We start from the raw sequence: 20,579 nt of genomic DNA on the forward strand, positions 1-20,579 counted from the left end.
GATTCGATGGCATTAAACTACTAATATTTTAGCTTACGTCTAGTTGCTATTATGCCACACTGCTGATTTGACGGATTTCGGCGGTTTGCGATGAATGGACCGCAGGATGCCAAGCACTAGAGTCGTGTGATGGACACCAGAAACGAGACGGATGTTTCGGAAACGAACAAGAGCGGTCAGGCGCTGGGGCGGAAGGGATCGGATACCCGCCAGCGCCTCCTCGCGTCTGCCCGTGCGCTGCTCGGGCGCGGGGCGAAACTTACGGCTGCAGCGATTTCAAGGGAAGCCGGGGTATCGCCGCCGACCTTCTACCTCTATTTCGAGAATATTCCCGATATCCAGTTATGCCTGTCCGACGAGGCTGGGGAAGATATGGGCGAGATTCTGGATATCCTGGATCTGCCATGGAGCCCGACCATGGTCAGCGTGCGGAGCGAGCAGCTGGTGCGCGCATTTTACGATCACTGGGATCGCAATCGGCCGATCCTGAGCACCCGCAACCACCAATCCGACCTTGGCGATCCGGATTTCAACCAATCTCGCCGCCGCGCGGCGATGCCCGTCATCAACGCCCTGTCACAGCGCATTCGCGACGCCCATGGCGCGGAGCGCGTAAGCGATCGAGATGCGCTTGCACGCAGCATCATCGTCTATGCGGCGATGGAACGTCTTGCCGCCCGCGGGTCGGCACGCGCGCTGCAGCCCGGCGATCTGAACGACGAGGAGCTGATTCGCGCGGAAGCGCATATTCTCAGCCTGCTCTTCCAGACGGCGCCGGATCACAAAGCGGTCGCGCGTCTGGACATTTGACCCGCGCCACCAACACGATAACAGTGAGGGCAGAATCAAAAATGCTAGGCTGTCACAGATGAAATTATCCGAAGTCGCTTATTCGCATGTGAAGAACATGCTTATCGAGGGGCGTGTCGGCGCGAACGAATGGTTGCCGATCGACGGGATCGCGGCGGAACTGGGCTCCAGCCGCCAGCCAGTGCTGGAAGCGATGAAGCGGCTCGTACTCGAAGGTTTCGTCGAGATCATGCCGCAGGTGGGCTGCCGCGTGCGCAATCCCGATCCACAGGAGATCGACGATTTCTATCGGTTGTTCGCGGCAGGCGAGGCGCTGATCGCGGAGTTGTGCGCGGCGCGGGCGGAACCGTCCGATATCCTGAGCCTGCGCCTGATCTCCAGCCAGATCGGCACACTCAGCACGCTCGGTCAGGATCCGCAGGCGATCGGCGAGAACTACCGCGTGCTCAACCGCCGCCTTCACGCGGAAATGCGCCGCGTCAGTCGTTCCAAACCTCTCGCCGATGTCGTCGAAAGCCTGGGCGATCGCTCCGATTTCTACGTCGCGCTCACCAATCGTTCGATCTTCGCGCTCAATGTCGATCAGGCACACCGCGAACATGAAGCGATCATTACGGCGATCGCGAATGGCGACGAAGCCGGCGCGCGCGAGGCGATGGAGCGGCACATCTTCGCGACCGAGCACCGTGTTCTCGATCAACCCGAAGGTGTGAAGCAGCAAAGCGTCGCGGCCGTGAAACAACCGGCCAAACGGCGTACTGGCCGTCCGACGAAGAACTAGAGCGGACTGCGCGAAATCTGAATCGCGAAGTCCGCTCCAGATATTTGTGATCGCATCGTTTTTGGCGAAAAACCGGTTCCCACCTTTCCGCACGATGCTCTAGATACTTGCGACCGCATCGTTTTTTGCAGAAAACCGGTTCTCACTTTTCCGCACGATGCTCTAGAGGCCGCACCGAAACCTGTTCAAGCGGGCGCGGGCTCGCGACCGAAATATCGATCGAGCGTGGCTTGATCGGCGTCGCGCAATGCCCGGAAATCACGGCGGGTATGATCCATTGACCGTTCGATGGCCGCGGCGATCGCAGGCCGCTCGCCCAGCCGAGCCATCCAACCGCTCAGGTTGGGAAGCGCGACCATGTCGGGGAAAAACCGTTTGATCGTGAGGCACCAAGGAAGAAAGGCGATGTCGGCGAGCGAGAAATCGGCCCCCGCAACATGAGCATGCACGCCAAGCTGGGCATCGAGCAAGGCGATCAACCGCTTGAGTTCGTTGGTAAAACGATCGCGCGCATAGCTCGGCTCAGCCACCGCGCGGTTGAAATGGATCGTCTGTCCGCATGTCGGACCGAAACTCGCCATCTGGAGCATCAGCCATTTGAGCATTTCGTACCGGTCGCTCAACGCGACGGGCCAGAATTTGCCGTCCCTCTCGGCGAGATACATCAGAATCACGCCCGATTCGAACAACACCACCGGATCGCCCTCACCGCGTGCATCCACCAGCACGGGCACCTTCCGGTTCGGATTGAGCCGCATGAAATCCGGCTCGAACTGCTCGCCGTGGATCACGTCGATCCGCTCGAAAACATAGGGCAAGCCCAGTTCTTCCAGCAGGATCATCACCTTGACCACATTGGGGCTGCCCATCCCGTAAAGCGTGATCATACCACCTTGCCCTCCTCCCTGTCGTCCGTCGCATTGCCTGCGGCGTCACGCGCCGCGATGAAGCCGAATGTCATCGCCGGACCCAATGTGATGCCGCCGGCAGGATAGGTGCCGCCCATGATCGAGTTCATGTCGTTACCGCAGGCATAGAGGCCGCGAATGGGATCGCCGCGCGCGTCCAGCACGCGCGCGCGCGCATCGGTGCGGATACCGCGCGTCGATCCGATATCCCCCGGCCAGACCTTCACCGCATGAAATGGCGGCGTTTCTATCAGGCCAAGGCAAGGATTGGGCCGATGGGAAGGGTCACCAAGATAGCGGTTATATTCGGTGGCCCCCTTGCCGAACTCAGGATCGACACCTGCCAACGCCGCGCGGTTGGCAGCGGCGATCGTGGCCTCAAGTTGTGCCGGCGGGGCGCCGATCTTCGACGCAAGTTCGCCGATCGACCGCGCGGACACCAGATAGCCGGAGCGGACGAAACCATGCTTGGAAAAAGGCGCCGGCCGGACCAGCCCTATCCCATAGCGCCGCACAAAGCGCGAGTCGGCGATCAACCAGGCCGGAACGGCCGGGCCGTCGCCATGGTCTCGGTACATGCCTTCGACGAAGTCGTGATAGGAATCGGCCTCGTTGACGAAGCGCCGGCCGGCCGCATTCACCGCGATCAGGCCGGGCTTCTGGCGATCGAGGATCAGGTGAGGAAACAGAGTGCGTTTGTCGCCCGCCCCTTCGGCGACCGAGACCGGTGTGAGAAACACCGCGTTGACGTTGCTTTCCTCGATTGTGCCGCCTGCCGAGATTGCGAGCGTGAGCCCATCGCCCGCGCTGCCTGCGGGCGCCATCGACAAATGCACGGCAGCATATGGCACATGGTCGGCACGGATGCTCGCGTTCGCCGCGCCGCCGCCGGTCGCGAGAACCACCCCCCGACGCGCACGGATACGGAGCGCCTCGCCGCCGATCTTCACTTCGACCCCCATGACCCTGCCGCCATCGCACACGACCGACATCACATCCGCACCGCATTCGAAGCGCACTCCGGCATCGACTGCGGACCGCAGCAGCCGGGCAGCGAGCGCGTTGCCGGCCTGCAGCCGGGCACCACGTTTGAATCGCAGCCGGTCCCGTGCGTGGCCGAGAATGATCCGAGCGGCATGCCGAAAGGACGCCCAGTTCCGGAACGCGCGCTGGAGGTGCGCGATATCGACGCGGCTGACCATCATCCCTCCGAAAATGGTGGTCTGCGGAAGCGGCGCGCGCAGTTGCGCGAACCAGGCGCCCAGTTCGCGACCGTCATATTCCAGCGGGTCGAGCGCCCGCCCTCCAGGCGAGGCGCCGTCGAGTTCGGATTGATAGTCGGGCGCGTACATGCGCGGGACCAGTTGCACGGCCGTGTGAGCGCTGAACCAGTCGACCATTTCCGGACTGGTGTGCACATAGGCTTCGATCATGTCGCGGCGCATCGTGGGGCCGATCACCTGCTCCAGATAGCGCAGCGCCGCTCCTTGCGGATCGGGTGCGCCCATTTCCGCCATGCCGCGATTTCCCGGCACCCAAACAACTCCACCGGAAATCGCGGTGCTGCCGCCGATCCGGTCGGTCTTTTCGAGCACCAGTGCCTCAAGTCCGCTCGCAGCCGCCACGATCGCCGCCGACATGCCCGCGGCACCGGATCCGATCACGACGAGATCGGCCTCGCGTTGCCATCCTACGGTCATGCTTCCACTCCCTTAGTCGCCGCACAGGGCAAGGGAACGGTTTCAACATGCAGCCGATCGAGACGCAGCGCGGCGATCCGCCAGATACCGTCGCGCCTTTCGTAGCGATCGCGATAATGCCCGAAGCCATGCAGACGCGCGAGTGCGAACGGATTGGGGCGATCAGCCGGAAAGACGATAAGATCACTCATCGGCCAGATCGCCGACGCGGTGTCCCCCGCGACTTCGATTTCCGCTATCCCGCCGTTGTGGACGCTCACCACGCCTGGGACCAGGATTTTCGCAATCCGGGCGATTGCCGTATCAGCGGTTTCGGGTTCGTCGGTGCGATCGACGAAATGCAGCGTGCCCTCGGGCAAGAACAATGCGCGAAGGGCCGCCCACTGCTTGGAGTCGACAAAACGGAAATAGCGCGCCTTCAGTGCCTTGATCTCTTCGATCGCCGCAAGCGTCACAACGGACGCGCCACATTGCGCGACGGACATTCCGTCGCTCACGCCGGCAGCGGCTCGAACATCGGAAGCCAGACATCCTCGTCGCGCTCGAACACCACGCGCACGGGCATATCGATCGCCACACTCTCAGGATCGGTGCCGACGATGTTGGTCGTCAGGCGCAGGCCACGCTGTTCAGCCAACTCGACGATCGCGATGACATAGGGGACCTTCATGCCCGGCCCCCAGACCCGGTAGTTGACCGTGAAGGTCTCGACCGTCGCATGACCGGATACCGCTTCGACCGCGATATCGTCGCTGAGGCATTCCGGGCAAACGGGACTGGGCGGATGCAGCCAATAGCCGCAATCCTGACAGCGCAGCAGATGGAGCCGCCCATCCGATCCCCCTTGCCAGAAATGCCGGTTCTCGTCGTCAATCATCGGCAGGGTGCGTTGGTAATTCTCGCTCATCCACTGACCTTGCAAGCAGGGGCGGGAGGCCGCCTCGGCCTCCCGCGATTGGACCGGCTCAGGCCGCTTCGTTGAGCTTACGGAACATGTCGGTGATATCCTGCGACGTCACGACGCGACGCGCCTCACCCTCCGCCAGGGGGCTCGGCCCACCGAACGAGATCGGATCAAGGCTGACATCCTTGGCAAGCGCCCGCAACGCGCCCACCGTGCATTTGTCCCGGCCGCCCATCTTGCCGATCGCGTCGAAGTTCATGAAGCGCAACGCATTCTGATGCGTCACTTTCTCGATCTGAGCGGGGGTCAGATGCTTCACCGTTTCCAGCAGCCGTTCCGCCGAATGGGGCCAGAGCGTGTCAGAGTGCGGGTAATCGCACTCATAGGCGACGATGTCTTCGCCGATCGCATCCAGGTTAGCGAGGCCGAACTTGTCGTCGATGAAGCAGGTCAGGAAGTGCTCGCGAAACGTGTCGCTCGGCTTGCGTCCCTTGCCGCCGAAGTCGGTATAGGTCCAAGCGCTGTGATGATCGAAAGTGAAGTCGGCGCGTTCCAGGAAATAGGGAATCCAGCCGATGCCGCCTTCCGAAAGCGAAATCTTGAGGTTCGGATAGCGATTGAGCGCGCTGAGGTACAGCCAGTCGGCCGCCGAGTTGGCGATCGACATCGGCATGGTGATGATCCACGCGTCGATCGGCGTCAGCATGGACGCATGCGGGGCCTGCGCACCCGATCCGATATGGATGTTGATGCATACATTGTTGTCGGCGCACACCTTCCAGAACGGCTCCCAATAGGGATCGTGGATCGACGGCTGGCCCTTGAGCGACGGATTGTCGCTGAAGGTGACCGCGTGGCAGCCCTTGCGGACGACGCGCTTGACCTCCTCGACTGTCGCCGCAACGTCCCAATAGGGCAGGATCGCGCACGGGATGTTGCGGCCAGGATAGGATCCGCACCATTCGTCGATGTGCCAGTCGTTATACGCTCGTACCAGCGTAAGCGCGTTGGCCTTGTTCTCGAAGCTGAGGAACAGGCCGCCATCGAATGTGACCACGGTCGGGAAATTCAACGAGGCGAGGATGCCGTTGGCGTTCATGTCGCCGATCCGGGCATGGATATCATAAGCGCCGGGGCGCATTTCGGCGAGCGACGAGGGCTCGCAGCCATATTCCTCCTTTACGCGGCCAGCCACCGCGTTGAGGCCGATGCCGCCGGTCCGCCGTCCCTCGAAAACCCAGTAGTCCGCGCCATTCTCGTCCTGGCGCATCTCGGGCTTGATGGCCTTGTGCTGCACGGACAGATGCTGGTCCCACATGGTGGGCGGCTCGACGATATGGTCGTCGACGCTGACGATGACGAGATCTTCGGTGTTCATAGCAATTCTCCTGAGGCTAGAGAGGGTCGCCCTCTTATCGTTTCACCAACTCGAACTGAGACTTCTCCCGGTCCCAGGTGGCATTCGTGATCCCCTGCTCGCGAAGCTCGTATTTCAGCACGCGGCCGACCGGGTTCTTGGGAAGGGTGGCGCGGAATTCGATGAAGCGCGGCACCGCGAAATAGGGAAGATTGTCCACCGACCAGCGGCAGAGATCCTCCTCGGTCAGCGTCGCATTCTCGATCAGGGTGCAGGTCACCTTCACATCGTCTTCGGTCTCGGCCAGCACCGCATGGACGGCGACTTCATTGATCTGGGGATGCAACCGGAAGACGCCTTCCATCTCCATGCTCGAGATGTTCTCGCCGCGGCGGCGCAAATAATCCTTCTTGCGATCGACAAAATAGAACCACCCCTGTTCGTCGAACATGCCGATATCGCCGGTGTGGAACCAACAGTTGCGCAACAGTGCCGCGGTCGCCTCGGGCCTGCGCCAATAGCCCTCGAACATCACATGCGGGCGCTTCGGCCGGACGATGATCTCACCCGACTGGCCGGCGGGAACCTCATTGTCGTGTTCGTCGACGATGCGGACGTCGAAATCGTCATTGTGGGTGCCGGACGAATTGGCGGGGCGCTCGACGTCGATCGGCACGCTGGTGACGAGCGCGCACTCGGTCAGCCCGAAGCAGATCTGCGCGGTGTATTTAACGCCGAAGCGCTCCTTCCAGCGGTTCTGATACACTTCGGGGATTGGCGTCCCCGCGAGCAGCCGCAGCTTGCCCTTGTAGCGCAGGCCGGCAGGATCATCCGCAGCGTCGGCGATCAGCGTGATCATCGATGACAGGATCTGCACCACGGTGGCGCCGGTGCGCTCGATCTCACTCCAGAAGCGCGATACCGAGAAGCGGGGATAGACTGCCGCCTTGCATCCCGCCATCAGGGCCGGAAGGATCGTGGCAGTATACTGATTCATGTGAAAACCGGGCAAAGGCGTCCAGACGACATCGTCCTCAGTGTACAGCATCGCCTCAGCAATCTGCCGCGCCATGTTACACACATAGTTCTGGCTGATCATGCAGCCCTTGGACGGACCGGTGGTACCGGCGGTGTAGATCAGCATCGACAAGTCCGACGGTTTCACCGTGAAACCGGTCGACTCCGTGGTGTCGATGAAGGCGGACTCCAGTGGGCGCACATCAAGCCGATCGGCGGCCTTTGCGGGCATCTCGCCCTTGACCAACAAGACCCGCGCCTCGGGGATTCCGCCCTCGATCTGGATCATCCGCTCGACATATTCCTTCTCGGCGACGAGCACGACCGCACCACTATCGGCGACCTGATGGCGAAGATATTCGCCCTTGTAGGCAGTGTTGAGCGGTACGTGGATCGAACCGATCTTGGCGCAGGCGAGCAACAGCAGGATCTGCTCGATGCAATTGTCGAGTACCGAGGTCACGCATTGGCCTGGCAGCGCACCCGCCCCCCGCAGGCCATGCGCCAGCCGCGTGCTCTGGATGTCCAGCATGCCGAGCGTGTAAGTCGTCCCCGAAAAATCGAGAAATTCAAAGTCCGGCCCACGCCGGTCCAACGCGCTTTCGAACACATCGACGATCGTCGTCAGCTTGCCCGGCAGCCACGCGCCTTCCACACCCTGAGTCATTGCTTGCTCCAAACCCTTCCGTCTGAATTCGAGATTCATTCTCAGTGTCGCGCCAGCAGCAGGCAGCCGGCCATCGGCCCGCCGCCGGCGGCCGCTACCGACAGCCTCGGATCACCACCCACCTGCCGATCACCGCCCGCGCCTCGTAACTGGGTCACCGCCTCGTGCACGAAGCCGAAGCCGTGCGTCCGTCCCGCTGAAAGCTGCCCGCCATTGGTGTTGAGCGGCAGCTCCCCGTTAAGCGCGATCCGCGCACCGCCGTCGACGAAGGCACCGCTCTCGCCCTCGCCGCAAAAGCCGAGCGCCTCGAGCCAGGTCAGCGTCAGGAAGCTGAATCCGTCATACAGTTGCGCGATATCGACATCCTTGGGCGCATGGTCGGTGCGATCCCACAGCATCTTGCCGGCATCGAACGCCGCCATGCGCGGGGTATCGACCTGATCCCAGCTGGGTCGGGTGGTGATCGCGCTACCGACGCTGTCGATATGGATCGGCGTGCAATCGAGGTCTGCGGCAGCATCCTCGCTCGACAGGATTATGACCGTGGAGGCATCGGTCGGTGCGTCGCAATCGAAGAGGCAGAAAGGCGAGGACAGCAACGGAGACGATAGATAGTCGTCCAGGCTTAGCGGCGTATCGTACATGCGCTTGGGGTTGAGCATCGCATTGCGGCGGCCGTTGACGGCGATAGCGCCGAGATGCTCGCGCCGCGTTCCGTAAAGGTGGAAGTGCCGCTGGGCATAAGGCGCCAGCCATTGCATCGCGCTGATCGCGTTGAACGGCAACTGCCACTGATATTCGCCCCACACCCGGGATCGCTCGACCTTCGGTCGCGCCGATTCCTTCCAGCTCGCCCCGCCGGTTCCCTCCTTCACGGTACGGAAACAAAGCACGTGCCGCGCAAGACCTGCCTTGATCGCACAATAGCCATTGATGATCGCCGCAAGCTGAGCGCCGCCCTCCAGCCCACTGCTGTACCAGTTTACCTTCAGGCGCAGCGCGTCGATCAGTTGGTTCGCGCCGACGGGCCCGAAATAGGGCATGTCGGGCCGCGCACCCGGATAGCAAGATACGCCATCGATATCGTCGCGGGTCAGCCCGGCATTGGCCAGCGCGTCCTTCACGGCATCGATGGTCAGACCCAGGCCGCTGCGGTCGAGCCGCTTGCCGACCGCCGACTGGCCGATCCCCGAAATCACGACACCTGGATTCGCCATTCAACCTCTCACTTTGGATGTCCGCGCGGCCTTCCGCGTCGGCAAGGCGGCCGGAGCCGCGAATCATGTCTTAGCAACGCGCCATACCGCCTTCCAGCAGTAACTGACGATGCTTCAGTTATCTCCTAGACAGAATCATACTAGAATACTAGCGTATTCTTTTACAGCAGGCGCGTTAGCAGCGCCATCGCGCGAACCAGCGCAAGATGGAGAGAAACATGGCCCGGATCGCCCCCCTCGCGCATTTGTTCGTGGTCGATATGGGCCGGGGGCGCGCCGCTTCTCAAGCCGCACTCTTGCTCGCACAGGCAGGAGCTACGGTGCGCAAGATTGACGATGTCGGCTCGACGATGCCAGTGTCGGCAGTGGGAGACCAACTCTGGAATCGCGACAAGTCACGCACATCGTTCAGGCAGATGTCCGCGGATGACATCGATGCGTTGCTGGCCGGTGCAGACGTCCTGATCCACGACTGCCGTCCGTCGGTGGCGCGAACGCTGGGCCTGGACTCCGACTCGCTCGTCGCCCGTTTTCCCCGCTTGGTTCATGTCGCCATCGGGGCATGGCCAGTGGGCCATCCACGTGAGGAGACCCCAGTCGACGATGCACTTGCGCTGGCCGAGTGCGGACTTCTCGACGAACAGCCCGCGTTCGGGCGCGATGGCCCGGTGTGGCTGCGCTTCCCGCTCGGTAGTGCGCTCGCGGCCTACCTTGCCGCCAGCGGCGCACTCGCGCGCCTCCATGCGCGGCATCGCACCGGCAGGGGCGGTCCCGTCTTCACCAGCTTGGTGCAAGGCGCGATGCTGCCGATGATGATGTACTGGATGAAGGCAGAGCGCCCGACCCGTTCGGTGCAGTTCGGCATGCCAAAGAGCAGCGGCGCCACGCTGTTCGAATGTGCCGATGGGCGCTGGATCCACACCATGGGGGCGCCGCAGCAGGGCCCCACGGTGCGTGCCGCACTCGATGCGATGAGCACCGAGGAACGTAGCCGACACAATGCGAAATATGCCGATGCCATCGTCAAATATCCCGGACTCGGGGATGATTGGGGAGCGGTGGAGGTCATCATAAAGACGCACCCGTGCGACTATTGGCTGGAGGAATTCTGGGCATCCGACGTGCCCGCGCAACCGGTGCTGCCGATGGGCGCGCTGTATGACGACGAGCAATCGATCGCCGCCGGCTATGTCGAGACACGCGATGGGCCTGGCATGGCGCAAATGCGGGTGCCCGGCGCGCCGTTTCACATCGCTTCAGCCGCTACAGGCGATCCGCCCCCCGTCCCGGACGTCGCACCACTCTCCCGTCCGCTCGAAGGCGTCCGGGTTCTCGACATCGGCAATTTCCTCGCCGGGCCGCTGGGGCCGATGCTGCTCGGCGATCTGGGCGCGGATGTGGTCAAGCTCGAAGCGACGTCCGGCGATCCGCTGCGGCCCATCGAATGGGCGTTCAACGGATGCCAGCGCAGCAAGCGCGACATTGCTGTCCAGCTCAAGGACCCGCGGGGCCGGGCAGTCATGGAGCGACTCATTGGCTGGGCGGATATCGTCCACCACAACCAGCGGATGCCCGCCGCGATGAAGCTGGGCTTCGACGCCGATTCAGTTCACCGCATCAATCCGACGGCGATCTACAGTCATGTGAGTTCCTACGGCCAGACCGGGCCTCGCAAGGACTGGCCGGGTTATGACCAACTGTTCCAGGCCGCGTCTGGCTGGGAGCTGGAAGGTGCCGGCGAAGGCAATCCACCGATGTGGCATCGGTTCGGGATGATGGACCATCTTGGCGCGCTGGCGTCGGTCGTCGCAACACTGTCGGCGCTGGTCGCACGAGATCACAACGGCGCAGGCGCGAGAACCGCAGCATCGCTGCTCGGGGCGAGCATAGCCAGCCTCGACACGGTGTGGACGGACGGCGTCCTGACCGGGCCGGACGATGCGCTCGACAGCGCCCAGACCGGAGTGGGCGACATGCGCCGGCTGCTGCGGGCCAGAGACGGATGGGTTGCCGTCAGCGGCTCCGAGCATGAAGCGGGCTTACTCGGTCAACTCGCCGACGGTGGCGATGTCGATCGATGGGCTTCGGCCTTGCCGACTGCGGAACTTCTGGACCGACTCGCCGAACATTCGTTTCCGGCAACGCGCGTGATGCTGGATCAGCGCGATTCCTATCTCGCCGATGTCGACAATCGGGCCGCGAAGCTGGTAACCCGAGTGGTCCACCCGGTTTATGGGGCGTTCGACATGCTCGGTGCGGCATGGACATTCGGCGATCTGGACGTCACAATCGAGCGTGGACCGCCCCTCTTGGGCGAGCATAGCCGAGCAGTCCTTTCGGAACTCGGCATGCCCAAGGCTGAACAGGATATGCTGATCGCTGATGGCGTCGTAGTGGAAGCGGCGTAGCATATGTTGAACAAGCCGGCTTTGGTCCGCAACTTTGTCATCCCCGCCCTTCGACTGCCTGCCAGGGCAGGCGCTCAGGATAAACTGCGCCTCTCGGCGCAGGCGGGGATCCATAAATTCGAGCATTTCCGCTAAATAATTGGAGATTCGAGTCGATGGATTCCCGTCCGCGCGGGAATGACAGAGGGTTTTCAACAGCCTGTTAGATCGACCGATCCAAATCACCGGATCGACATTCTCTCCAGCGCAGCATTGGCACGTGTCACCTGGCGACGGATCGCTGTGCCTGATGGGCCGGCATGCCCCGTCCTGTTACGGTCGCAATGATCGCGAGCGCACCGGCCGCGTCCACTGGCGGCATACCTCGCCAAGCGACATGCTGATCGGGGCGCACCAGCAGCGCCGGTTCGGCGTAAAGATGTTCATGCCCCCGGATATCGACATTGCTGACCTTCAGCGGCACCCCGGCGGATCGCGCGGCATCCTCGAGCGCGGCGGTATCCAGCGGAGCGAAGGTGAGCAGTGTGAACCACGCACCGAGATGATCGTAGAGATTGCCGCCATCCGCAAGGTAAACGCTGGGCAGGCGCGCACCGGGCGTCGTACTGGGAACATAGTCGATAGGGTCGTCCGAAACACGATCCCCCTCTTCGTTCAGCACGATCGGCGATCCGACATAGGCATAGCCCAGTTCGATGCCGAAGCTCTCATTCTCGGCATTGCCATAGGCAGCAATGTTGGCGCTCGCAGCCGATCGTGCTTGCGCACCGGCCTGGTTCTCTTCGAACAATTCAGGAGTATAGAGTTCGGCGATCGCCATGCGCACATCATTGTGCCGCCCCGAACCGGCGCAATTGACCAGCGCGACCGGACGACGCTCCGTTTCGTAGGATGCGATCAGTTCCGGCCCGCCGAAGCCGGCGATCGTCGCCGCGAGCTTCCACCCGAGATCGAAGGCGTCGCCGATGCCGGTGTTCATGCCATATCCGCCCGTAGGGATATATTGATGGACCGCATCTCCGGCGAGCAGCACACGCCCGCGCCCGTAGCTGTCGGCCACCAGCAGATGGGGCGCCCAGTGGTTCGACACGATCACTTCATGCTCGATCGGCTCGCCGACAAAGGCCTCAAGCAGCGCGGACGGATCGACATCCTCCGGTTTCATGCCCTCGGGAAAGCGGGTCAGCAGCGTCCATATATCGTGATCGTTCTGCGCAACCAGCGTGCCGCGGCTCGACTGATAATGCCATGCCGCACCCCAGCGCTGCAGAAGGTCTCGTGCCTCTGAACGGAAATGAGTGATGAAGCGCTCATTGACGCGCGCGCGACCACTCAGATCGATGCCAAGCTGCGTCCGCACCCGGCTGCCGCCGCCATCACAGCCGATCAACCATTTGCTGCGGATGGTCCGCTCAATGCCGTCTGCGGTGATCACCGAGGTCACCACACTGTCGCCATCCTCCTCGAAACGGTCGAAGGCTGTGGCGAAACGCACGTCGACTCGCGGGTGCTCCTCGATCGCCTGCTTGAGCACCGGCTCGATGATGACCTGTGAAACGCGCATCGGCGGCTGCGATGGCTGGGTCCCATCGTTTATACGGCGAATTCGCTCGCGCACCTCCGCCACGCTGGGATAAACGAAGCGATGGAGCTCATGGCCGTTGAGCGTGGTGATCCACGACACGTCGAACGGCTGACTCTCCGGAACCGATACCGCACGGAGCCGCTCCGCGAGACCGACCTTCTCGAACAATTCCATGCTGCGCGCGTTGGTAATGTCCATTTTCGGATGAGTCGTGGTCGCAGGATTCCGCTCCAGCAGCACGACATCGACACCAAACTCCGCAAGCACATAGGCCAGAGTCATCCCGACAGGGCCACCACCCGCCACCACCACATCCACGCTTGTCATCGAGTTCCCGATCCACTCCCAAAGGCTTTGCGAGGCCTGAATATACTAGAATGTTAGTAGTTCTAGAGAAACTTTTCGAGGGAGTCGCGCCCTTTTTGCGGGCTTCGAGGCAAAGCGTGGCGGTCCGGGCTGTCGCGCCCGCATTAAACACAGGTGTGAAAGGCGATCGGCCGGGCAGAAATCCTCGCCTCGGAACCGCGTGTGCGTTCTATCGTCGCTCGGCCACATCAGCGCACAGGTGAAAGGATGACGCGAATGTCCGAAAATGCACAGCCATGGCCGGATCTTGCCGGCAAGACCGTCGTGATCACGGGAGCCGCCGGAGGCATCGGCGCAGCGCTGGCCGCTGCATTTCAGGCTGCGGGCGCGCACCTCGCTCTGCTGGATCGCGATGCGGAGCGATGCCACGCACTGGCTTCGTCGCTGGATGGATCACCAGCGCTGATTGCAGCGTGCGACATCTCCGATCCGGCCAGCGTCACCGCCGCAGCCGGCAAAGTGCAGCAGGTGCTGGGCGGAGCGGATGTCCTCGTCAACAACGCCGCCATCCTCGCACCCGGCGACCTGATGGATCTGGAACTGTCCGAATGGCGTCGCCTGTTGTCGATCAACCTGGATGGCAGCTTCCTGTGCGCACAGGCCTTTGGCCGCCAGATGCGCGCTCGCGGCGGCGGCGCGATCGTGCATATGGGTTCGGTCTCCGGTACATTTCCGCAACCGGCGAGCGGCGCCTATAGCGTAGCGAAGGCCGGCATAGCGATGCTGTCGAAGCTGATAGCGATCGAATGGAGCCAATGGGGGATCCGCAGCAATGTCGTCAGTCCCGCGATGGTACTGACACCGATGAGCGCCGGCTTCTATGCCGATCCGGATCTGCGAGCCCGGCGCGAGGCGATGGTCCCGCTGGGACGGATCGGCATGCCCGGGGACATCGCCAGGGCGGTCCTGTGGCTGGCGAGCCCGCACGCCGCTTATGTGAACGGAATCGAATTGCCCGTGGACGGTGCGCTACCCACAAATTTGCTGCGCTTCATTCCGCGTCCGGGATATGAATCCGAACATTCACCCGGCTGACGCGCCGCCGGATCCCATATCGATGGGAGCACGCGCTTCGAGTATCGTGATCTTGACGCTCGCCCGCTCAAGCGCATCGCTGCTGGGCATGATGCCGCTGCTCGATCTTTCCCGGATCTCCGCGAGAAGCGCGGGCAGATCGTCGGTTTCGTAGTCGACGATCATGAAGAATACGGGATCATCGCCAGCCGTGCCGACCACCTCGAACCGTTGCGCGCGCCGGGCGCCGGGCAATTGCAGCAAATCACGCGTGTGCCGCCCGTCATACCATTGATGATACTCGACCTCGCGACCGGGCACAGGCCTGCTTTCCACAAGGAAGCGATAATGGGTCATGGTGTCTCTCATTGACGGGTTCGCCGCTTCGATGCGTATCCGGCATCATGGTGATGGGGAAGGCGAACGCATCATAACGCCATCAATTCACATATCTGCCAAATACGCCTTTCGGCGGGTCGGCGATTGCCGCCCGGTGTGCGCTGCCTAGCTTGTCCGAAACAACAATGGAGAGGCCGCCTTGGACAAGCTGATATATCTGCTCGCACGAGCCCCTTCGGATACGCGTACGGCGTTCGTGTCGCGGCTGATGCAGGTTGGCGCGAAGATGGCGGCGCTTGGCCCGGCCGGGTTGAGAGTCAACGTACAGGACGCGGGGGTCGACTGGGGGGACGCACTCGAGCACCACCCTGCGCTCAAGCTCACAAGCATCTATGGCCCATTCGAAGCGGTCGTACAGGTCTGGCTGGAGGAAGCGGATGGCGCGGCGAGAACACCTTATGAGGCGGCGATCGCTCGCGTCACGCAGCATTACCACGGCTATCTGGTGGAGGAGCGGTTGCTGGTCCACAATCTGCGCCAGTCGGCAGCGCCCGGCGAGCGTAACGACGGCTATTCGCAGATGGCAATGCTACAGATTCCCGACCAGCTGGATAGCGGGGAATGGCTAAGGCGCTGGCAAGACAGACACACCTGGGTCGCGCTGTCTATCCATCCGCACCTGGAATATGTCCAGAACCGGATTTTGAATCCGGTGACGCCGGATGCGCCGCCGATTGCAGGCATCGGCGAGGAGGCTTTTCCGATCGAGGGGCTTCACGACGAACGCCCGCTATTCAAGGGCGGGGAATCCGATACGAAGTTCAACGAACTCTATCAGTTGATGTACGAGGACGCGTCGCGCTTCATCGATTTCCAGCGGCTGGACATGATGGTCTCTTCGCAATTCGATCTCGTGCGCCTGGTGCGCTAAGGGCGGATCGTCCTCGCTCAGTGAAGAATTACCGTGGCGACGCCCCACGCCAACAGGGCGTCGCCACGGCATAGCCCTAGGCGGTCTCCAGGGCATCTCCGATCAGCACGGCCTTGGCGTCAGCACCGCGCGCGATCGGTCGGCCGACCTCCGCCGCAAGTGCGATCGCCGCCTCCACGGTTTCGCGGTTGCTCATCTCTGTGCCGCCGGCGGTGTCCTCGATGCCGACGCGGAGATGCCCGCCGCGCTCGAGCGCATAGCGCGCCAACGGCGTATCGAGCAGCACGCCCCCCTGGCAACTGACGATGAAAGGCATGTCGATGCCATCGAGCATCGACAGATAGAGGTCGAGCGAGGCTTCGACCGGATCGAGACCGAAATTCACGGCCCGGACCATATGATATCCCATGCTGTAGGGACCGGCGAAGTAGAGCTTGATGATCGATCCCTTCGGGAACATCCCCGCTTGGGCATAAGCCCTAATCCAACGCAGATTGCCCGGCTCGTACACACCGATCGAGATCGGCGTGTCGTGTTTGCGCGCGAACTCGACCACCGAGTGCGCCTCTGCGAAGGTCGCTCCACCGGTTACTGAATCGGATGGAAGGCCTTGCTCGTCCATTCGCCCAAACAGGGTAAGGCCGGGATCGAGTGCTAGCATCCGCAATACTCCGGCATCCTGCATCGGCTGCAGATGCCCGTTCTTCTCCCAGATCTCGGTCCCGCGGATATAGTCGCCGTACAGCAGGGCTTCGGGATATGCGTCGAGCATCGCCGCTTCCATGTGGATCATTTCCTGAATCGCATCCTCACGCGATTTTCGAAAGTCGTGATGGTGGTGGATGATGCCGGCGCCCGCAGCCAGGCACTCCTTGGCCTCGTGAATATTTTCCGCCGCTTCCTTGATCGGCGCGCCCTTGCGCAAAGGGGTGATCGCTGCTTCGATGACCACGGGCTTCTTTGAAAGATCCATGACAATACCTCTCACGAATGAATGGAAAAGGGTCAGTTCCCGAAGCGGAACCTGAGCTGCGCGCCGAACATGCGCGGCTCATTGTAGAAGACGGTGTTGTAGCCGGAGGTCCGCGTGGTGGTCGCGCCGCTGACGATGAAGGTCGTGTTGAACACATTCCGCATGAACAGGCCCAGTGAGACACCCGTCCCGCCCAGATCTTCGAAATCCAGCCGCAAATTCACCAGCGTGTAGGGATCTTCCGACAAGGTCCGGTCGGATTTGAATGGAGAGTAATAGATCCGACTGGCATGATAGATGTCAGCATTGAGCACCATCGTCGTGAAATCGCCCAAGGGCTGCTCGAAGCGGGCATTGCCCCCGACCGTATATTCGGGCGCATAGGGAAACGCCGAATCCGCCACCGTCTGCGGGAAGGCGTTTGCCGCCACGAGTACAGTCGGGGTGGCGATCCGCGTGTAGCGCAGATCGGTGTACGACCCGAACACCGAGAGCCGCAATGGCCGCACCGGGCTGATGCTTGCCTCCAGGTCGAAACCCTGCGCACGCGCGGTTCCGGCGTTGATAATAATGGTGCCCGCGGACGGGTCAGTCGCGGCATTGCCGTCCGCGTCGAAATTGGACCCAAGACCGCCCACGCCACGTTGAGAATTCTTATAAACGCCACGGAACGCGCTGAGGTTGAACCGACCGCGTGCATCGCCGATCCGCCAGTCGGTTTTTACACCGACTTCAATGTCGGTGACCTTTTCAGGCGCATAGCTCTGGAAGGGGGCTAGCCGCCCGCCGAGTTGCGGCGTGTTTACCCCGCCCGCGCGATAGCCACGCCGAACCGTGGCGTAGAGAAACACGTCGTCATTGAGCCGATAATCAGCACCGAGGTTCCACGTCCAGGCACTCGATTGAGCGCTCGAACGGATACCCGTCGCCATCACCGTCTCGGCGACCCGCGGAACCGCATAAACGTCGAACGGCCCCGATCCGTTGACCGTCGCCGCCGCGCGGTAGACGACGACCGGTACGGGCGTCTGCGAATTGCATTGCTCGGGCGTGATCATCTGCGCATTCGTGTCGAGCAATGGATAGGGCGCGGCGAAGCTGGTCGCGCACGCATCGACTTTGTCCCAGGTGTGTCGGGCACCAAGATTAATCTTCAGCCCGCGGGTAACCTCGTAGGTGCCGGATGCGAACAGCGCCTTGCTGGTCAATGTCCGCGCGCTCTGCACGACATTGGGGCGCAGGGGCGGCGAGAAACCGGCGAGCGCGAAACCCTGCGGACCATCGGGCTGGTTGTGCAGGTAAAAAGCCCCGGCAATGGTTTCGATCGCCCCGTCTGCGAAACTGCCCTGCACCTGGAATTCGTCGCTCACCTGCCGCTGGTCGGTTCGGTTGAGCGTGGTGGTCAGCGCCAAGTTGCTACCATCCGGATTGTTCAGATTGGTGATGTTGACGTTGCGATAGCCGAAGATGTTTTTGAGCGTGATCGCGCCCAGTTCCCAAGTGGTCGTGTTCGTAAGGCCGGCGACGTTGATATATTGGGATGGAAGCACATCGCCCGTGTCGACAACTCGCGGCCCCCGTGCCTGCTGAGTAGCAAACGAGAGATCGATGTCACACATCACCGATGTCCCACAATCGTAGAAGGGCGCGCGTGCCGGGTTGGCGGCCGACACACCGGGGCCGCCGACCACGGTGCGCAGCGGATGGCCGTTGGGATAGTCCGAATTCGGATAGACATGGTTGATAACCGCGCCATCACCCGCGCGATCCCATTCGAACCAGTCATAGATCAGCGTATTGGTCAGCCCCTCGACCGGAGAGATCCGCAGCGAAACGCGAAACGCGGTATCCTTGCGGTTGTCGAGCGCCTGGCGCGAAACATTCCGCGGACTGATGTTACGGGTATAGCCATCGCGCGTGACGTGCTGGCCGGCGACCCGCAACGCGATACGATCGTCAAGGATAGGGATGTTGAGCGCGCCCTCGACCTGGCGCATCGAATAGTTGCCGATGCCGACATCCAGATAACCTTCGAGCCGGTCGGTCGGCGCGGCGGGGTTGATCAGCACCGCGCCGCTGGTCGAGTTGCGACCGAACAAAGTTCCCTGCGGCCCCTTGAGCACCTGGACCGATGCAAGATCGAAGGTTGGCGCGATACTGCCGTCGGTCTGCATCGGCACATCGGCAAAATAGGTGAGCACCGGCTGCGGTGCGTCGCCCAAATTCGCCCGACTCTGCCCACGGATGATGATTTGTGGATTGCTGCTGTTGCCCGCACGGCCATAAGTCAGCCCCGGCGTCGAATAAGTGAGTTGATCCATCGTCGTAACCGACCGCTCAGCCAGCATATCGCTGGAAAAGGCGGTGACGGAGATCGGAACGCTTTGGGCATTCTCCTCGCGTCGACGCGCCGTGATGACGATATCGTCCTGCCCGATGCCCGCCTCGGCTTGTGCAGGCGCGGCCTGCATCTCCGGATCGCTTTGCGCATGCGCCTGATTGGCCATCGCCACCGTCGCGATCGAACAGAACAGTGCGTATTTCTTCAGCATCCGCCTCTCCCTTGCGACATGCTGTTCCGGCGAGCGCGATCCGCACCCGCTTCTGCCTGTTCTACAGGCTCGTTCGTCGCCGGTCTTCGGTGAGCGGTCGCGCGTCCAGGGACAAGCGCGATCGATTACGAATTTGGGACCTCGACGTTAGCAGACGACATTATGTGATGTGGATCGGCCTACAATGCTCAGTGCGGCGAAACACCCAGCGTGCCGCGAAACTGGGTCGGGCGCATGCCGACTTCCCGCGCAAAGGCCACCGAAAAGCTTGCAGTCGAAGAAAATCCGAGGTCGGCCGCGATGCATTTTATCGGCGTCCGCTCGACCAGGCTGCGCTTCGCGCGCTCCACCATCACATGACGAACGACGTCACCGATGCTCTCTCCAGTATCAATACGGTAGGCACGCGCCAGATGCCGCGGAGTAATTCCGCAAAGCTCGGCCAATTCGGCCACGGACGGCACAGGCTCGTCCTGGGTCGCCAGACGACGGCGAATGCGGTCGTGTCGCCATGCAGTCAACCCGCCGGGACGGAGTACGCACTGTTGTTGCCGGACGGCCACCTCGCGCATGACTTCGAGCAGGATCAGCTTGGTTGCAGCATCTACAAACCCGCCCTCCTCCAGTGCTGGGTCGCGCAGCATTTCCAGAAGACGACGAAAATCAGCCTTGATCAACGGACTGTCGAGCTGGACGCCTCGCGCTTCGCGTGTGCCGTCCCACCCGGCCTTTTCCAGAATATCTCGCGGAAAGAAGCAAGTTAGTGTCTCGAAATCGCCGGCACCGACCTTGATGTCTACGTTTGTATCGGGAGGAATGAACAGGACGTCGCTGACCGCGCATCGCGCCTTGTTCCGCGGCAACGCGATCTTCAGCGCACCGAGCGGGCCCGCCTGCATTTTCACCCAGGCGGCCACCGGAAAATGATGGCGGCAGAGCGACAGGGTCACATGCTCGCGCGTGGTTATGCTGTGCAGCTCGGACTTACGATGGCCGAAACCTCCCATGGCTCCCTCCTCCAGCATCCCGATTTCTCAGGTTTGGCGAAGA

17 protein-coding genes and 1 pseudogene are annotated in these 20,579 nt (G+C 62.1%); 6 read left to right on the forward strand and 12 right to left on the reverse strand.

What is annotated here, in order from left to right; translation table 11 throughout:
- Window positions 1-129: 129 nt before the first annotated feature.
- From ACODTA_RS15990 to ACODTA_RS16000, 3 genes and pseudogenes are all read left to right on the forward strand, one after another.
- Window positions 130-315 (forward strand): annotated as a pseudogene (locus ACODTA_RS15990) (TetR/AcrR family transcriptional regulator); the annotation flags it as partial.
- Window positions 316-372: 57 nt separating this feature from the next.
- Window positions 373-810, forward strand: coding sequence for a hypothetical protein (locus ACODTA_RS15995; protein ID WP_489067123.1), 438 nt, complete (start codon window positions 373-375; stop codon window positions 808-810).
- Between the two features lie 58 nt (window positions 811-868).
- Window positions 869-1,591 (forward strand): GntR family transcriptional regulator, encoded by a 723-nt coding sequence (locus tag ACODTA_RS16000; RefSeq protein WP_489066954.1) that lies wholly within the window; start codon window positions 869-871, stop codon window positions 1,589-1,591.
- Window positions 1,592-1,776: 185 nt separating this feature from the next.
- Here the strand turns inward: ACODTA_RS16000 and ACODTA_RS16005 are convergent, their stop codons facing one another.
- Genes ACODTA_RS16005 through ACODTA_RS16035 form a run of 7 tightly spaced genes read right to left on the reverse strand, consistent with a single transcriptional unit; the run spans window position 1,777 to window position 9,361 of the window.
- Window positions 1,777-2,478: a glutathione S-transferase family protein gene (locus tag ACODTA_RS16005; protein ID WP_489066955.1), complete on the reverse strand. Its 702-nt coding sequence runs from the start codon at window positions 2,476-2,478 to the stop codon at window positions 1,777-1,779.
- Window positions 2,475-4,199, reverse strand: a complete 1,725-nt coding sequence (locus ACODTA_RS16010) for an FAD-dependent oxidoreductase (protein ID WP_489066956.1) — start codon at window positions 4,197-4,199, stop codon at window positions 2,475-2,477. Before ACODTA_RS16010 ends, ACODTA_RS16005 begins: the two co-directional genes overlap by 4 nt.
- Window positions 4,196-4,696: a nuclear transport factor 2 family protein gene (locus ACODTA_RS16015; protein WP_489066957.1), complete on the reverse strand. Its 501-nt coding sequence runs from the start codon at window positions 4,694-4,696 to the stop codon at window positions 4,196-4,198. Before ACODTA_RS16015 ends, ACODTA_RS16010 begins: the two co-directional genes overlap by 4 nt.
- Window positions 4,693-5,106, reverse strand: coding sequence for a Zn-ribbon domain-containing OB-fold protein (locus ACODTA_RS16020; RefSeq protein WP_489066958.1), 414 nt, complete (start codon window positions 5,104-5,106; stop codon window positions 4,693-4,695). The genes ACODTA_RS16015 and ACODTA_RS16020 overlap by 4 nt, the downstream gene beginning before the upstream one ends.
- Before the next feature lie 58 nt (window positions 5,107-5,164).
- Entirely contained in the window at window positions 5,165-6,481 is a 1,317-nt protein-coding gene (locus tag ACODTA_RS16025) for an amidohydrolase family protein (protein WP_489066959.1), read from the reverse strand.
- A gap of 34 nt (window positions 6,482-6,515) precedes the next feature.
- A complete protein-coding gene (locus tag ACODTA_RS16030) occupies window positions 6,516-8,144 on the reverse strand; it encodes an AMP-binding protein (RefSeq protein WP_489066960.1) in 1,629 nt (542 codons plus the stop codon).
- 41 nt (window positions 8,145-8,185) lie between these two features.
- Window positions 8,186-9,361 (reverse strand): thiolase family protein, encoded by a 1,176-nt coding sequence (locus tag ACODTA_RS16035; RefSeq protein WP_489066961.1) that lies wholly within the window; start codon window positions 9,359-9,361, stop codon window positions 8,186-8,188.
- A 218-nt stretch (window positions 9,362-9,579) separates the two neighbouring features.
- On the opposite strand from ACODTA_RS16035, the gene ACODTA_RS16040 reads away from it, so the two are divergent.
- Window positions 9,580-11,769, forward strand: a complete 2,190-nt coding sequence (locus ACODTA_RS16040) for a CoA transferase (RefSeq protein WP_489066963.1) — start codon at window positions 9,580-9,582, stop codon at window positions 11,767-11,769.
- 262 nt (window positions 11,770-12,031) lie between these two features.
- Here the strand turns inward: ACODTA_RS16040 and ACODTA_RS16045 are convergent, their stop codons facing one another.
- Window positions 12,032-13,681 carry an FAD-dependent monooxygenase gene (locus ACODTA_RS16045; RefSeq protein ID WP_489066964.1) on the reverse strand — a complete coding sequence of 550 codons (1,650 nt, stop codon included), beginning with the start codon at window positions 13,679-13,681 and terminating at the stop codon, window positions 12,032-12,034.
- 255 nt (window positions 13,682-13,936) lie between these two features.
- On the opposite strand from ACODTA_RS16045, the gene ACODTA_RS16050 reads away from it, so the two are divergent.
- A complete protein-coding gene (locus ACODTA_RS16050; protein WP_489066965.1) occupies window positions 13,937-14,755 on the forward strand; it encodes an SDR family NAD(P)-dependent oxidoreductase in 819 nt (272 codons plus the stop codon).
- Here the strand turns inward: ACODTA_RS16050 and ACODTA_RS16055 are convergent.
- Window positions 14,744-15,091 carry a hypothetical protein gene (locus tag ACODTA_RS16055; protein ID WP_489066966.1) on the reverse strand — a complete coding sequence of 116 codons (348 nt, stop codon included), beginning with the start codon at window positions 15,089-15,091 and terminating at the stop codon, window positions 14,744-14,746. The two genes, ACODTA_RS16050 and ACODTA_RS16055, sit on opposite strands and share 12 nt — an antisense overlap.
- 238 nt (window positions 15,092-15,329) lie before the next feature.
- On the opposite strand from ACODTA_RS16055, the gene ACODTA_RS16060 reads away from it, so the two are divergent.
- Window positions 15,330-16,004, forward strand: a complete 675-nt coding sequence (locus ACODTA_RS16060) for a hypothetical protein (protein ID WP_489066967.1) — start codon at window positions 15,330-15,332, stop codon at window positions 16,002-16,004.
- A gap of 76 nt (window positions 16,005-16,080) precedes the next feature.
- Here ACODTA_RS16060 and ACODTA_RS16065 read toward each other — a convergent pair whose 3' ends face one another.
- The 3 genes from ACODTA_RS16065 to ACODTA_RS16075 form a co-directional block, all read right to left on the reverse strand.
- The gene (locus ACODTA_RS16065; RefSeq protein WP_489066968.1) at window positions 16,081-16,977 is read right to left on the reverse strand and encodes a 3-keto-5-aminohexanoate cleavage protein; all 897 of its coding nucleotides are present in this window, start codon (window positions 16,975-16,977) and stop codon (window positions 16,081-16,083) included.
- A gap of 32 nt (window positions 16,978-17,009) precedes the next feature.
- Window positions 17,010-19,529 carry a TonB-dependent receptor gene (locus ACODTA_RS16070; protein WP_489066969.1) on the reverse strand — a complete coding sequence of 840 codons (2,520 nt, stop codon included), beginning with the start codon at window positions 19,527-19,529 and terminating at the stop codon, window positions 17,010-17,012.
- Window positions 19,530-19,717: 188 nt separating this feature from the next.
- Window positions 19,718-20,554: a helix-turn-helix domain-containing protein gene (locus tag ACODTA_RS16075; protein ID WP_489066970.1), complete on the reverse strand. Its 837-nt coding sequence runs from the start codon at window positions 20,552-20,554 to the stop codon at window positions 19,718-19,720.
- Window positions 20,555-20,579 lie beyond the last annotated feature (25 nt).

Source organism: Sphingomonas sp. FG14, from assembly GCF_057809675.1.

Bases quoted from the DNA above. Each gene is read 5' to 3' on its own strand.
- ACODTA_RS15995 (WP_489067123.1), top strand. From the start codon at position 373: ATGGGCGAGATTCTGGATATCCTGGATCTGCCATGGAGCCCGACCATG.
- ACODTA_RS16000 (WP_489066954.1), top strand. From the start codon at position 869: ATGAAATTATCCGAAGTCGCTTATTCGCATGTGAAGAACATGCTTATC.
- ACODTA_RS16005 (WP_489066955.1), bottom strand. From the start codon at position 2,478: ATGATCACGCTTTACGGGATGGGCAGCCCCAATGTGGTCAAGGTGATG.
- ACODTA_RS16010 (WP_489066956.1), bottom strand. From the start codon at position 4,199: ATGACCGTAGGATGGCAACGCGAGGCCGATCTCGTCGTGATCGGATCC.
- ACODTA_RS16020 (WP_489066958.1), bottom strand. From the start codon at position 5,106: ATGAGCGAGAATTACCAACGCACCCTGCCGATGATTGACGACGAGAAC.
- ACODTA_RS16025 (WP_489066959.1), bottom strand. From the start codon at position 6,481: ATGAACACCGAAGATCTCGTCATCGTCAGCGTCGACGACCATATCGTC.
- ACODTA_RS16030 (WP_489066960.1), bottom strand. From the start codon at position 8,144: ATGACTCAGGGTGTGGAAGGCGCGTGGCTGCCGGGCAAGCTGACGACG.
- ACODTA_RS16035 (WP_489066961.1), bottom strand. From the start codon at position 9,361: ATGGCGAATCCAGGTGTCGTGATTTCGGGGATCGGCCAGTCGGCGGTC.
- ACODTA_RS16040 (WP_489066963.1), top strand. From the start codon at position 9,580: ATGGCCCGGATCGCCCCCCTCGCGCATTTGTTCGTGGTCGATATGGGC.
- ACODTA_RS16045 (WP_489066964.1), bottom strand. From the start codon at position 13,681: ATGACAAGCGTGGATGTGGTGGTGGCGGGTGGTGGCCCTGTCGGGATG.
- ACODTA_RS16050 (WP_489066965.1), top strand. From the start codon at position 13,937: ATGTCCGAAAATGCACAGCCATGGCCGGATCTTGCCGGCAAGACCGTC.
- ACODTA_RS16055 (WP_489066966.1), bottom strand. From the start codon at position 15,091: ATGACCCATTATCGCTTCCTTGTGGAAAGCAGGCCTGTGCCCGGTCGC.
- ACODTA_RS16065 (WP_489066968.1), bottom strand. From the start codon at position 16,977: ATGGATCTTTCAAAGAAGCCCGTGGTCATCGAAGCAGCGATCACCCCT.
- ACODTA_RS16070 (WP_489066969.1), bottom strand. From the start codon at position 19,529: ATGCTGAAGAAATACGCACTGTTCTGTTCGATCGCGACGGTGGCGATG.
- ACODTA_RS16075 (WP_489066970.1), bottom strand. From the start codon at position 20,554: ATGCTGGAGGAGGGAGCCATGGGAGGTTTCGGCCATCGTAAGTCCGAG.